The organism is Occultella kanbiaonis, from assembly GCF_009708215.1.
Lineage (GTDB): Bacteria > Actinomycetota > Actinomycetes > Actinomycetales > Beutenbergiaceae > Occultella > Occultella kanbiaonis.
Genome location: NZ_CP046175.1, coordinates 401502 through 415208, shown reverse-complemented (window position 1 = coordinate 415208; position 13707 = coordinate 401502). Strand labels below are relative to the sequence as shown.

At 71.7% G+C, this 13707-nt stretch carries 9 protein-coding genes; 4 read left to right on the top strand and 5 right to left on the bottom strand.

Features of this window, described 5'->3' with window-relative positions; all coding sequences use genetic code 11:
• The first annotated feature begins 98 nt into the window (after positions 1-98).
• A complete protein-coding gene (locus GKS42_RS01765) occupies positions 99-935 on the top strand; it encodes a phosphotransferase (protein WP_154796480.1) in 837 nt (278 codons plus the stop codon).
• A gap of 165 nt (positions 936-1100) precedes the next feature.
• Here the strand turns inward: GKS42_RS01765 and GKS42_RS01760 are convergent, their stop codons facing one another.
• From GKS42_RS01760 to GKS42_RS01750, 3 genes are all read right to left on the bottom strand, one after another.
• Positions 1101-2138 carry an LLM class flavin-dependent oxidoreductase gene (locus GKS42_RS01760; RefSeq protein WP_210769284.1) on the bottom strand — a complete coding sequence of 346 codons (1038 nt, stop codon included), beginning with the start codon at positions 2136-2138 and terminating at the stop codon, positions 1101-1103.
• Positions 2139-2209: 71 nt separating this feature from the next.
• Positions 2210-3037 carry a CPBP family intramembrane glutamic endopeptidase gene (locus tag GKS42_RS01755; RefSeq protein WP_154792282.1) on the bottom strand — a complete coding sequence of 276 codons (828 nt, stop codon included), beginning with the start codon at positions 3035-3037 and terminating at the stop codon, positions 2210-2212.
• Between the two features lie 120 nt (positions 3038-3157).
• Positions 3158-3760, bottom strand: coding sequence for a TIGR03086 family metal-binding protein (locus GKS42_RS01750; RefSeq protein WP_154792281.1), 603 nt, complete (start codon positions 3758-3760; stop codon positions 3158-3160).
• A gap of 123 nt (positions 3761-3883) precedes the next feature.
• Between GKS42_RS01750 and GKS42_RS01745 the strand changes: the two genes are divergently transcribed.
• Positions 3884-4843, top strand: coding sequence for a helix-turn-helix transcriptional regulator (locus GKS42_RS01745; RefSeq protein WP_168217711.1), 960 nt, complete (start codon positions 3884-3886; stop codon positions 4841-4843).
• Between the two features lie 140 nt (positions 4844-4983).
• On the opposite strand, the gene GKS42_RS01740 is transcribed toward GKS42_RS01745, so the two are convergent.
• Entirely contained in the window at positions 4984-5973 is a 990-nt protein-coding gene (locus GKS42_RS01740; protein WP_154792279.1) for an LLM class flavin-dependent oxidoreductase, read from the bottom strand.
• Positions 5974-6175: 202 nt separating this feature from the next.
• On the opposite strand from GKS42_RS01740, the gene GKS42_RS01735 reads away from it, so the two are divergent.
• Positions 6176-7546: an FAD-binding oxidoreductase gene (locus tag GKS42_RS01735; RefSeq protein WP_168217710.1), complete on the top strand. Its 1371-nt coding sequence runs from the start codon at positions 6176-6178 to the stop codon at positions 7544-7546.
• 124 nt (positions 7547-7670) lie between these two features.
• Here GKS42_RS01735 and GKS42_RS26865 read toward each other — a convergent pair whose 3' ends face one another.
• Positions 7671-8570, bottom strand: a complete 900-nt coding sequence (locus GKS42_RS26865) for a YceI family protein (RefSeq protein ID WP_154792277.1) — start codon at positions 8568-8570, stop codon at positions 7671-7673.
• A 240-nt stretch (positions 8571-8810) separates the two neighbouring features.
• On the opposite strand from GKS42_RS26865, the gene GKS42_RS01725 reads away from it, so the two are divergent.
• Entirely contained in the window at positions 8811-13658 is a 4848-nt protein-coding gene (locus tag GKS42_RS01725) for an NAD-glutamate dehydrogenase (protein WP_154792276.1), read from the top strand.
• Positions 13659-13707: the final 49 nt, after the last annotated feature.

Below are 13707 nucleotides of genomic sequence, written 5' to 3'. Positions count from 1 at the left end.
TGCGAAGGAAAAAGAGACGGCCCGCATCGGTCGGCCCTGCGTATCGTGACCACGGCTGCACCCGGCAGCCGCACGGCAACGCAGACTGGGGCGTGGAGATGCTGCCATCCGAGATGACGCGTGCGATCGCCGCCGCCCGGTCGATCGCGACGTCCTGCGGTCTGGCGGCCGACGACGCGATCGTCCTGCACAACTCGAACAAGCTCTCGGTTCGGCTGCTGCCCTGCGACGTCCTCGTCCGGGTGGCACCGCAGGCGCAGCAGGGCGCGCAGTTCGAGATCGATCTGGCGCAGCGGCTCATCGGTGCCGGCTGCCCGGTGCGGGCTCTCGAGCCCCGGGTGGAGCCACGCGTCCACCAGCTCGACGGCTTCGTGTTCACGTTCTGGACGTACCACGAACCGGTGACGGAGGAGATCGCACCGGCCGACTACGCGCTGGCGCTGCGGCGGCTGCACGCCGGGATGCGTACCGTCGACGTTCCGACGCCTCACTTCACGGACCGGGTCGAGGACGCACGACAGCTCGTCGCGGACCGCGCCCGGTCACCGGAGCTGCGCGATCCGGATCGGGACCTGCTCGGCGACACCCTGAGCGGCCTGCGAAATGCGATCGTCGACCGTGGCGGCGACCAGTTGCTGCACGGAGAACCGCACCCCGGCAATCTGCTCGCCACGGAGCACGGGCCGTTGTTCATCGACCTCGAGACGGCGTGCCGAGGGCCGATCGAGTTCGACCTCGCCCACGCCCCGGACGACGTCGCCGAGCACTACCCGGACATCGACCCGGTCGTGCTGCGTCAGTGCCGGATCCTCATGCTGGCCATGATCACGGCATGGCGCTGGGACCGTGCCGACCAGTTCCCGGACGGCCGCCGGCTCGGCGAGGAGTGGCTCGACCAGCTGCGAGTGTCGCTGGCGCGGGACGGTCTCGGCTGACCGGCCCGTGCCCCGGCGTCGCGGCGAGGCTGACCTCCCAGCCGTCAGGCAGTACCTCATGCCCGAGGTAGGTACTGACAACCGTCTTCCTCAGGCAAGCGGTACTGCATCACGGCGAGAGGTACTTCCTCACAGCGGGAAGAGGGCTCGGGCAGGACGCGGAAGTCAGTCCTGCGCGAGCGCCGCGCGCACCGCGGGGATGACTTCGCGGCCGTAGAGCTCGATGTGCCGCACGGCGAGGTCGTGCGGCAGGGTGCCGGCGCTGTACTTGAGGTCGAACCGGGACAGCCCGAGGGCCCGCACGGCCCGCACGATCTTCGCCGCGACCGTCTCCGGGGAGCCGACGAACAGGGCACCGTCCTCGCCGACCTCCTCCTCGAACCGTTCCCGGGTCATCGGCGCCCAGCCCCGCTCCGCGCCGATGCGAGCCATCCCGGCCGCGTAGTGCGGGAAGAACTCGTCCCGGGCCTGAGCGTCGGTGGGTGCCACGTGGCCGGGCGAGTGCGCGCCGATCGGCAGCGCCTCGCGACCGAACTCGGCGAGCGCTCGGTGATAGAGGTCGGTGTAGGGCGCGAACCGCTCGGGCGCACCGCCGATGATGGCGAGCATCAGCGGGATTCCGTACTGCGCGGCCCGCACCACGGACTGGGGCGAACCGCCGACCCCCAGCCAGGTACGGAGGCGCCCGGACGCCGTCGGCGGATACACCAACTGTTCCGAGAGCGCGGCCCGGACCGTCCCGCTCCAGGTGACCGGCTCCTCCTCGAGAAGGTGCGTGAACAGGTCGAACTTCTCCTCGAAGAGGGTGTCGTAGTCCTTCAGGTCGTACCCGAACAGTGGGAAGGACTCGATGAACGAGCCGCGGCCGAGGATCACCTCGGCGCGCCCGCCGGAGATCGCGTCCAGGGTGGAGAACCGCTCGAACACGCGCACCGGGTCGTCGGAGCTGAGCACCGTGACCGCCGACCCGAGCCGGATCCGCTCGGTGCGGGACGCGATCGCCGCGAGCACCACATCCGGGGCGGAGACCGCGAAGTCGTCGCGGTGGTGCTCCCCGATGCCGATGAAGTCGACGCCCACCCGATCGGCGAGCACCCCTTCGGCGACCACGTTCCGGATCACCTCGGCGTGGCTCAGCAACTGCCCGTCGTCACCGATCGTGACGTCGCCGAACGTGTCCAGACCGAGCTCGATTTCTGCCATCACCACTCCACTCAATGCGTTTGCATGTACCTGTGGAGGTCAAGGCGGGACGGCCCGGCGTTATTCCCGGCTCAGATGAGGAAGATCGGGATGACACCCGGGTTGTGGGCGTGCACGATCGCGAGGAACACCATCAGGTCGAACAGCAGGTGCACGATCAGCACGTACGTCAGCGACCCCGTCTTGGAGAAGATGTAGCCCTGCAGCAGCGCGAACGGGGCGGTCAGCAGCGGCCCCCACTCCCGATAGCCGAGCTCCCACAGGAAGGAGACGAAGATCGCGGCCTGGAGCAGGTTCGCCTGCCACATCGGGAAGTGCCGGCGGAGCAGGGCGAAGCAGGTGCAGATGAAGAAGAGCTCGTCCCAGGTACCGACCGCGTTGACGCCCACGAAGAACCGGCCGAGCTCACTGGCGTCCGTGATGTGCGGCCAGTTCAGATAGGCGCCGGAGTCGATGAAGTAGAACGGCAGGATCAGCCACCCGAGCACCGGCACGGCGATGATGTAGGCCTTCTCGAGGCGGGTCCACGGCTGGCCGGTGCGCCACGGGAACCGGATCGCGCGGCGCTTGTAGACGAACCTGTCGATCAGGAACGGCGCGGTCACGGCGAGGGCGAGCACGATCCCGATCGTGACGAACCGGTCCCAGCTCACGTCCGCCTCGACCGAGGTCACCGACACGATCGCGACGCCCACCCCGATCAGGGTCAGGTCCTTGCCGAGCTCCCGTCCGACCAGGAACGCCCCGGCCAGGCTGGCCACCAGGAGCGCGTGGCCCCAGCCCGGTAGCTGCAGGCCGAACAGCAGGAAGGCGGAGAGGCTCACGCCGACGGCGGGGACGAGCGCGAGCGAGCGTGCCGGTCGGTCCGTGGCGGGCAGGGCGGTCTCGGGGGCCGGCATGCCCCCAGCATGGCAGGAGTCACGCGGCCGGGCCGCCGCGTGGCCGGTGCCGGACACCGATCACCCGACCCGGTCGCCCACGAACCGCCCGCCCGTGGCGACCTGCCCGCCGGCGCCGGGTCAGGCCGCCGTCGTCCAGTACGGATCGCGTCCGGTCCAGGCGACCAGACGCGCGTAGGCATCGGCGCCGTCGGGAACGGGCACCGGGGCGGCGAAGGGAATCTGCCCGCCGCGCGGCTCGGCCGGCAGCATCTGCTGGTAGGCGGCCAGCGCGATGACGGCCAGCTCGCCGTCGAGTGCGTCGGTGCGGTCGGTGGCGGCGGCGAGGTCCCACGAGTGCACCGCGAGCTCGCCGACGTACGAGCCGATCGCCGCGGCGCCCGGGACCTGCCCCCAGGGCACCGTCACGGCGCGGGTCAACGACTCGTCGTCGGCGAGCACCGCGTCGGTGCCGGCCCGGCCGTCGGCCCAGTCCGCTGCCCAGTCGGTGCTGTCGACGTGGCTCGGTGCCTCGAAGAACGGGCGGCCCGCCAGCACCACGCCGATCCGACGGACCACGCCCTGCAGGTGACCCACCAGGGCGCCGACATCGAACTCGGCGCACGGCGTCGGCAGCGAAGACTGCGACTCGTCGGTGTCGGCGATCAGGGCACCGGTCTGGTCGAGGACGCGGGCGAGCAGCGGTCGAGGGTCGGCCCGCAGCGCGGATTCGGTGGTTGTCATGGTCGATCTCCTTCGTGGACTGTCCGGGCCTGTGTGGCCCGTCGGAACCAGTTCATCGTGGAAACCTGACATCTAGTGTCTGGTTTCCGTGGCAGTCTCGAACCCATGCGCGCGGACCGGTTGATGCATCTGCTCATGTTGCTGCAGCGGCACCGGCGAGCGACCGCGTCCTGGCTGGCCGAACAGCTCGAGGTGAGCGAGCGGACCGTGCTGCGCGACATGGACGCACTGTCGGCGGCCGGCGTGCCGGTGTACACCGAGCAGGGCAGGGGCGGCGGCTGCGTGCTGATGGACGGCTTCACCACCAGTGCGTCAGGTCTGACGCCGGCGGAGGCGCAGGCCCTGTTCGCCTGGACCGCCCGGGAGGCGTCCGATCAGCTCGGGCTCGGCGGGGCGCTGTCGTCGGCGCTGGCCAAGATCGCCGCGACCGCGCCGAGCCAGGCGGTCGCCCGCGCCGAGTCCCTGGGCGGTGTGGTGCTCGCCGACCGCCGCACCTGGTTCGCCGCGGCGGAGGCGGTGCCGCTGCTGCCGCAGCTGCGCGAGGCGGTGATCGGGCGCCGCCGGGTGCGGATGACGTACACCTCGGCCACCGCGACCGCCCCCGGGACCCGCACCGTCGACCCGATCGGGATCGTCGATCACGCGAGTCGCTGGTACCTGGTCGCCGAGCATCGGCGTCAGGTCCGCAGCTACCGGGTGTCCCGGATCGCCGGAGTGACGGTGCTGGAGGCGCCGAGCACCCCGGTGGACGGCCGGCCGCTGACCGTGATCTGGGAGGAGCTGCGCGCTCGGTTCTCCGACCGGCTGAGTCCGGTGCCGGTGACGCTGCTGGTGTCGCAGGACCGGGCCGGGATCCTGCGGCGCCTGGTGGACATGCAGGTGGCGTCCGGCAGCGCCATCGAGGTCGAGCCGCCCGCGGTGCCCGGCGGCGCGGAGACCTGGCGGGTCACGGTGCGTCAGAGCGAGGTGATGGCGGCCGTGGCGGTCCTCTTCGCACCGGAGGTGACGGTCCTGGAGCCGGCGTCGATGGTCGAGCAGATCCGCGTCGCCGCCCGCCGAGCGCTCGAGCACTACCCGGGCTGAGCCCTGCTGGGCGGCTCCGCCGGGCGTCGACGGGGCGGCCCCGACGTACCCGGTGCCTCGGAACCACACCGCAACGGGCAGGGCTGGGTGGGGGTGCCGGCTGCGTCAGGCCGGGTGGGTCGGGGGCCGACGGCGCAGGATCAGTCCGCGGTCAGCCCACCTGCCTGCGCCACCAGTTCCGCTGCGCGCAACCGGTCGGTCACGGTGGTGGCGTGCAGGGCGACGATGAGCTCGTCGGCGTCGGCGTGCTTGGCGAACGTGGTCAGGTACTCCCCGACCGTCGCCGCGGTGCCGACGGCCGTGTAGCGCATCATCTCGAGCAGGTGCTGGCCCTGCGGGGAGGCGAGCACCGTGTCCGCCTCGTCGTCGGTGAAGTCGCGCTTGCCGCCGAGGATCAGCGCGACCCGGCTGCGCTGGGTCGCGAGCAGCTGGGCCTGTGCCTGCGCCTCGGTCTCGCCGGTCGCGACGCCGACGCCGGCGATCACGTACGGCTCCGCGAGCTGGTCCGACGGCGTGAACTCCCGTCGGTAGACCGCCACCGCCTGTTCGAGTGCGGCCGGGGCGAAGTGCGAGGCGAACGCGTACGGCAGGCCGAGCGCGGCGGCCAGCTGGGCGCCGAACAGGGACGAGCCGAGGATGTACAGCGGCACGTTCGTGCCGCTGCCCGGGTAGGCCTCGACGCCGGGCAGCAGGCTGTCGCCGGAGAGGTAGCCCTGCAGTTCCTGGACGTCCCGGGGGAAGGTGTCGGAGGAGGTGGCGTCCCGCCGCAGGGCGCGCATGGTGACCTGGTCGGTGCCGGGAGCGCGGCCGAGGCCGAGGTCGATCCGGCCGGGGTGCAGCGAGGCGAGGGTGCCGAACTGCTCCGCGATGGTCAGCGGGGAGTGGTTCGGGAGCATGATCCCGCCGGAGCCGAGTCGGATGGACCGGGTGTTCGCGGCGACATGGGCGATCAGGACCGCGGTGGCCGAGGACGCGATGCCGGGGCTGTTGTGGTGCTCGGCGTACCAGACCCGGCGAAAGCCCGTGCGCTCGGCGGCGCGGGCCAGCGCCACGCTGCCCTCGAGTGCCTCCCGGGCGGTCTCGCCCTTTCCGACGGTGGCCAGATCGAGCAGGGACAGCGGGACGGACATGGTGACCTTTCGCGAGAGTGGCGCGGGGAGACCACACCGCGTCCTTGGCGGCAACGCGGGTCCCGGCCGGGCTATTCCGATCCACCGGCGGTCGGTCGAGCGGCACCCCACGGGGCACCACACGGGCGACTCGTCACGACGTCATCGCCGAGCGCGAAAACGCCTATCCGGATGTCGGTACCTCCGCCTAGCGTCTGTGTGCGTGACCACTTTCAGCGAATCCGATCTCTCCCGTCTCCGCTCCACGATCTCCGGCCCCGTACTGCTGCGCGGCGAGCCGGGGTTCGCGGACGCCGTTCGCGGCCAGAACCTGGCCGTCACGCACGAACCCGAGCTGGCGGTCGGTGCCGCCGGCGAGGCTGACGTGAGCGCCGCCGTCGCCTTCGCTGCCGCGCACAACCTCACCGTCGACGTGCTCGCGACCGGGCACGGCTCACACGCGCCGGTCACGGCCGGCCTGCAACTGCTCACCGGCGACCTCGACGGGGTGAGCGTCGATGCGGCCACCCGGCTCGCCACGATCGGGGCCGGAGCCCGCTGGTCCGCCGTGATCGAGAAGACCGCGCCTCTTGGCCTGGCGCCGGTGACCGGTTCCTCGACCCACGTCGGCGTGGTCGGCTACACCCTGGGCGGGGGCCTCGGCCCGCTCGTGCGCAGCCACGGGTTCACGTCCGACTGGGTCCGGTCCGTGCGCGTGGTCACGGGGGACGGAGCGGTGGTCACGGCCTCCGCCACCGAGAACCAGGACCTGTTCTGGGCGCTGCGCGGCGGCAAGTACGGCCTCGGCGTCGTCACCGAGATCACCATCGAGCTCGCGCCGATCCCGTCCCTGTACGCCGGCAACCTGCTGTTCGCCACGGAGCACCGCGAGCAGGTCCTGCGCGGGTGGGTGGACTGGCTCCCGACGGCGCCGGCAGACGTGAGCACGTCCGTCGCCCTGATCACCATGCCGCCGCTGCCCTTCATCCCCGAGCCGCTGCGCGGTCAGCGGGTGCTGGCGCTGCGGTTCGCGCGGCCCGGGTCGGTCGCCGACGGCGAACGGCTCGCCGCGCCGCTGCGCGCGCTGGCCCCGGCGCTCACCGACGACCTCGGTGAGCTGCCGCTGGCGGAGGTGGCTCGGATCCACGGGGACCCGGAGGACCCGGGTGAGTCATGGTCGGCCGGAACCCTGCTCCGCAGGCTCGACCAGGCTCTCGTCGACGTGCTGCTCGGCACCGCCGCCGCTGCGAGCAGCCCGCTGGCGGTCGTGGAACTGCGCCACCTCGGCGCTGCCATGGCCACGGACGTGCCGGAGGGATCGGCCGCCACCGGTCGGGGCGCGGCCGTGGCCGTGTCCACCGTCGCCGCCGGACCGGAACCCGTGCGTGCGCAGGGGCCGGCCGCGTTCGAGGCGTTCAAAGCGGCCGCGGGAGCCTGGCTCGCGGAGCACGAGAACGTCTCGTTCGGGGATGCCAGCACGGCCGAGTCCTACCGGGCCATGTGGCCCGCCGAGGCGTACGAGCGCCTCGCACGGGTGCGCGCCGCCCACGACCCGGCCGGCATCCTCAGCCCACCCTGGCTGCGCTCGGCCTGAATCCGGCCCGAGGCCGGTGGAGGACGGCCGGAGGCCCGTCGAGCCGGGCCCGAGGCCCGGTCGAGCCCGGCCCGACCCAGCACGGCCCGCCGCCCCCCCCAGGGGGACGGCGGGCCGCCGCGGATCAGTACCGGTGCCCCGGCGGGGGCTCCCACGGCGACGGCTGCTGGGCGGGGACCGGCTGCGGCTGGCGCTGGTCGTACTCGGGCGCGACCGGAGCCTCGCTCTCGACCTGCGCGAAGCCCTCGGGCTGCGCGAGACCCGCCACGCCAGCCGCGGGTGTTGCCGCATCGGAGGCGTCACCCTCCTGGGCCTGGGCGTACTCGGGGGCCGTCGGCTCGGCGGGGGCCTCCGCGTCGGATCCGGCCTGCTCGGCCCCCTCGGCCTGCTGGACCTGCTCGGCACCCTCAGCCTGCTCGGCACCCTCGGCCTGGTCGGCATCCTCGGACGCGACGGCACCGTCGGCGGCCGCATCCTCGGTCCGCACGGCGGAGATGTCGAACTCGAGGGTGATCTTCTCCGAGACGAGCACGCCGCCGGTGTCCAGCGGGACGTTCCACTCGAGTCCGAAGTCGCGGCGGTCCACCCGGCGGGTGCCCTCGAAGCCGGCCCGGAGGTTACCCATCGGGTCCCGCTCGACGCCGACCAGCGTGATCGGGATCGCCACCTGCTTGGTGACGTCCCGGATGGACAGGTCTCCCACCACCATGTAGGTGTCGTCCTCGACCTCGTCGACGGAGGTGCTCCGGAACACGATCTCGGGGTAGGTCTCGGCGTCGAAGAAGTCGGCACTGCGCAGGTGGTCGTCGCGCTGACCGTTGCGGGTGTCCACGCTCGCCACCGCGAGCCGGACCTCGACCGTGGAGTTCTGAGGGCCGTGGGGGTCCACGTACATGCGGCCGTCGACCTCATTGAAGGCGCCACGCACCTTGGTCACCATCGCGTGCCTGGCCGAGAAGCCAACGCGACTGTGGGACGGATCGAACACCCACTCGCCGCTCATGGACGCATCGAGTACGGACATCGTTCTCCTCGTTGGGGGACGCCCGCACACAGGAAGGCGGGCACGTGGGTGCACACTACCGGCCGATCGCAGCCGGGCGGACAATGATTCGGCCGTCGATCACGCCCCGGCGCGGGCGGCCGCGCCGACGCCGACGCCGGTGGCGAACCGGCTGCGGGACTCGACCTGCCCGCGTCTCACAATCTGGATAGACTCGCGAATCGCGTACACAGGCGTGAGAGCGACTCAAATGGGTGGGCAATGAACTCGGCAGCGACCGTCCCGACCGGATCGACGCGGGGGGCCATCCTCCGGGCGGTCACCGACCTCGCGGAACACGCCGGCGAAAACCACCTGATCCCGCTCGTGGACCGGATCCTTGAGCATGTCGCGACCGAGGACCTGGCCGAACGCGAGCCCCGTGACGTCCTCGGCATGGTCCGGTCGATGTCGACCCTGGCGCAGCACCGCGGCGCCGACGAGACGCTGGTGCGCGTGTTCACCCCGACGCTGCCGGAGGACGGCTGGCAGAGCAAGCACACGATCGTGCAGATCTGCACCGATGACATGCCGTTCCTGGTGGACTCCGTCACCGCGGCGCTCTCCGACCACGGGCGGGTGGTGTACCTGATCGTGCACCCCCAGATCGTGGTCCGCCGGGACGAGGCCGGCGCGCTCACCGCGGTCCGCGAGGAGCGTCCGCCGACGGCTGCCGGCACCGTCGAGTCGTGGATGCACATCGCCATCGACCGGATCGCCACCGAGGCCGCCCGCATCGAACTCACCGCGCGGCTGGAGTCCGTCCTCTCGGACGTGCGCCGCACCGTCGTCGACTGGGCCGCCATGCGGCACGCGTGCGAGGGGCTCGCCCGCCAGCTCGAGGCCGGCGCCCCACCCACCGTCGACCAGGACGAGGTGGAGCCGACCGAGCAGTTCCTGCGCTGGCTCGCCGATGATCACTTCACATTCCTCGGGTACCGCGAGTACACCCTCGACACCGTCGACGGCGAGGACGTGCTGCGCCCGGTGAGCGGCAGCGGGCTCGGGATCCTCCGCGGCGAACCCGGCGCTGACCACGAGTTCTCGCGGCTGCGCCCCGAGGCCCAGGAGAATGCCCGCGAACCGCGGTTGCTGACCATCACGAAGGCGAACTCGCGGGCCACCGTGCACCGCCCCGTGTACCTGGACTACATCGGCATCCGCACGTTCGATGCCGACGGCAACGTCATCGGCGAACGCCGGTTCCTCGGGATGTTCACGTCGACGGCGTACGCGGACTCGGTCCTTCGCCTTCCGATCGCTGCCGAGAAGGTCCGCGCCGTCCTCGCCCGTAGCGGTTTCGCCGCCCACTCGCACTCGGCCAAGGACCTGCTCGGGGTGCTCGAGGCCTACCCGCGCGACGAGCTGTTCCAGACCGACGTGGACACGCTCTGGGAGGTCGCCTCCGACGTCCTGTACCTGCAGGAGCGCCGCAAGGCGAAGCTCTTCCTGCGCAAGGACGAGTTCGGCCGGTTCGTCTCGGCGCTCGTCTACATCCCCCGAGACCGGTACAACACGGTGGTCCGGTTGCGGATGGAGGCCATCCTGCGGGAGGCCTACGGCGCCGAGCACGTGGACTTCACCACGCGAGTGAGCGAGTCGCCGCTGGCCCAGCTGCACTTCGTGGTCAGGGTCCCGCGCGGCTCCGACATCCCGGACGTCGACACGGGCGCCGTCCAGGAGCGGCTGCTGCGGGCGACCCGTACCTGGGAGGAGGACCTCCTCGACGCGCTGCACGTCTCACCCACCGATGACCCAGCCGCCGGCCGGGGCTACGTGTACGGCTTCCCGGAGGCATACAAGGAGGACTTCGGCGCCGACGCCGCCACCTACGACCTGGCCCAATTGCAGGCGCTCGCGCCGGGCGACACCAGGGTGCACCTGTACGACCCGGACCGCGGCGAGCCGACCGAGCGACGCTTGAAGGTCTACCGCCGCGAACCCCTGAGCCTGACCGCCATGCTGCCCATCTTCAGCCACCTCGGCGTCGTGGTTGCCGACGAGCGTCCGTACCTGATCACCGGCGACGCCGAGGACACCGTGCGGATCTACGACTTCGGGCTGCGCACCCCGAGCGCGGACCTCTGGGACGCGCAGGCGGACGCCGCGACCGCGTTCGAGGCCGCGTTCCTCGCCGTGGACGGCGGCCGAGCGGAGAGCGACGGCCTGAACGCGCTCGTGCTGAGCTCCGGACTGGCCTGGCGGCAGGTGGTCATCCTGCGCACGATCGCGCGCTACCTGCGTCAGATCGGCTCGACGTTCAGCGTCGAGTATCTCGAGGCGGCCCTGGTGGCGAACCCCCATCTGGCCGCACGGGTGGTGGCCCTGTTCGAGACACGCTTCGACCCGGACAGCACGGTCGAGGGCGGCGATCGCGACGCCGCCCAGGCCCGGATCACCGCCGAGATCGACGCCGACCTGGAGCAGGTGGCCAGCCTGGACCAGGACCGCATCGTGCGTTCGTTCGTGGGCGTCATCGGCGCGACCCTGCGCACCAACTTCTTCAGGTCCGGCGCAGTCGGCGAGGACGGCGAACCCACCGACCGGGTCAGCCTCAAGCTGGACTGCCACCTGGTTCCGGGCCTGCCGTCCCCGAAACCACGGTTCGAGATCTGGGTGTACTCGCCGCAGGTGGAGGGCGTGCACCTGCGCTTCGGAGCCGTCGCCCGTGGTGGGCTGCGCTGGAGCGACCGTCGCGAGGACTTCCGCACCGAGGTACTCGGCCTGGTGAAGGCCCAGATGGTCAAGAACGCCGTGATCGTGCCGACCGGGTCCAAGGGTGGCTTCTTCGCGAAGCGTCTGCCGGATCCGGCAGCCGACCGTGCCGCGTGGCTCGCGGAGGGCCGGTCCGCCTACTCGGCGTTCATCCGCGGCCTGCTCGACGTCACCGACAACCGGGTCGGGTCCGAGGTGGTCCCGCCCGAGCGCGTGGTCCGCCACGACGGTGACGACTCCTACCTGGTGGTGGCCGCGGACAAGGGCACCGCCGCGTTCAGCGACCTGGCCAACTCGATCTCCGCGGAGTACGGCTTCTGGCTCGACGACGCGTTCGCCTCCGGCGGGTCCGCGGGGTACGACCACAAGGAGATGGGCATCACGGCCCGCGGTGCCTGGGAGTCGACCAAGCGCCACTTCCGTGAGATGGGAGTGGACAGCCAGACCGAGGACTTCACCGTCGTCGGCATCGGAGACATGAGCGGGGACGTGTTCGGCAACGGGATGCTGCTCTCGGAGCACATCCGGCTCGTCGCGGCCTTCGACCACCGGGACGTCTTCATCGACCCCACGCCCGACGCCGCAGCCTCCTTCGCGGAGCGGCGTCGCCTCTTCGACCTGCCGCGCTCGAGCTGGGCCGATTACACCCCGGAACTGATCAGCGCCGGCGGTGGCGTGTTCTCGCGGTCGGCGAAGTCGGTGCCGATCGGCCCGGAGACCCGGCAGGTGCTCGGCCTCGCCGACGACGTCACCGGCCTCACCCCCGCCGAGCTGATCCACGCGATCCTGCTCGCCCCGGTGGACCTCGTCTACAACGGCGGCATCGGCACCTATGTGAAGGCGTCCGCCGAGGCCAATGCCGAGATCGGCGACCGCGCGAACGACGCGATCCGGGTGGACGGGCGCGAACTGCGCTGCCAGGTGCTCGTCGAGGGCGGCAACCTGGGCGTGAGTCAGCTCGGCAGGGTCGAGGCGGCCATGCACGGGGTACGGATCAACACCGACGCCATCGACAACTCCGCCGGAGTCGGTACCTCCGACCGCGAGGTGAACATCAAGATCCTGCTCACCGCGCTCACCCGGGACGGGGAGCTGACCCTCGACCAGCGCAACGAGCTGCTCGCGTCGATGACCGACGAGGTGGCCGCGCAGGTGCTCCGCGACAATTACGTGCAGAACGTGCTGCTGGGCAACTCCCGCGCGCACGCACACGAGATGCTCGCCGTGCACCACCGCCTCATCCAGTGGCTGGAGGGGCGCGGCGAGCTGGACCGCGCCGTGGAGTTCCTGCCCACCGACCGGCAGATCGCCGAACGGGACGCCGCCGGCCAGGGCCTGACCAGGCCCGAGTTCGCGGTGCTGGTCGCCTACGCGAAACTCGCGCTGAAGGCCGACCTGGCATCCACCTCCCTGGCCGACGGGCCGTGGTTCACCCGGACCCTGGCCGAGTACTTCCCGGCGCCGCTGCGGGAGGCCTACGGCGACCGGCTCCCCGAGCACCCGCTGCGCCGGGAGATCATCGTGAACTCGGTGGTGAACTCCATGGTGAACCGGGGTGGCATCACGTTCGCGTTCCGCGCCGGCGACGAGACCGGCGCCTCCAGCGAGCAGGTCACCCGGGCCTTCGTCGCGTGCCGCGAGGTCTTCGCCATGGAGCACTTCGTCGCGGCCGTCGAGGCTCTGGACAACAAGGTGGACGCCGCCGTGCAGACCCAGCTGTACCTCGACTTCCGGCGGCTCCTGGATCGGGGCTCGCGATGGTTCGTGCAGCACCGTCCCGACGAGGTGGACGTGGCCGAGGCCGTCGAGGTGTTCGCCGGGCCGGTGGGCGAGCTGACGCCGCAACTGCCCGTTCTGCTGCGCGGCGCCGAGCTGGACCGGTTCCACGCCCGTGCCACCGCCCTCACCGAGGCCGGTGTACCGACCGAACAGGCCGAGCGTGCGGCCGGACTGCTGCCCGCACTGTCCCTCCTGGACGTGGTCGAGCTCGCCGGCGCCTCCGGTGAGGACCTGACCGCCGTGGCGGGCCTGTACTTCGCCGTCTCCGACCGGTTCCAGGTGGACGACCTGCTCATCCAGGTGGCCGGCCTGCCCCTGGACGACAGGTGGGACGCCCTCGCCCGCGCAGCCATGCGCGACGACCTCTACGGGACCCTCGCCTCGCTGACCCGCACGGTGCAGGCGGCCACCCCTGGCGACACGGACCCCGAACAACGGTTGGCGACCTGGACCGGGGCCGCGGGCACGGCCCTGACCCGGGTCCAGGATTCGGTGGCCACCATCACGGCGCTCGAGGGCGCCGACGTGGCGCCGCTGTCGGTCGCGCTCCGGAACCTGCGCTCGCTGGTGCGCTGACGGCCCTGCGTCTCCGCCTCCACCGATCACCGCCCGCGCCCTGGGAAGA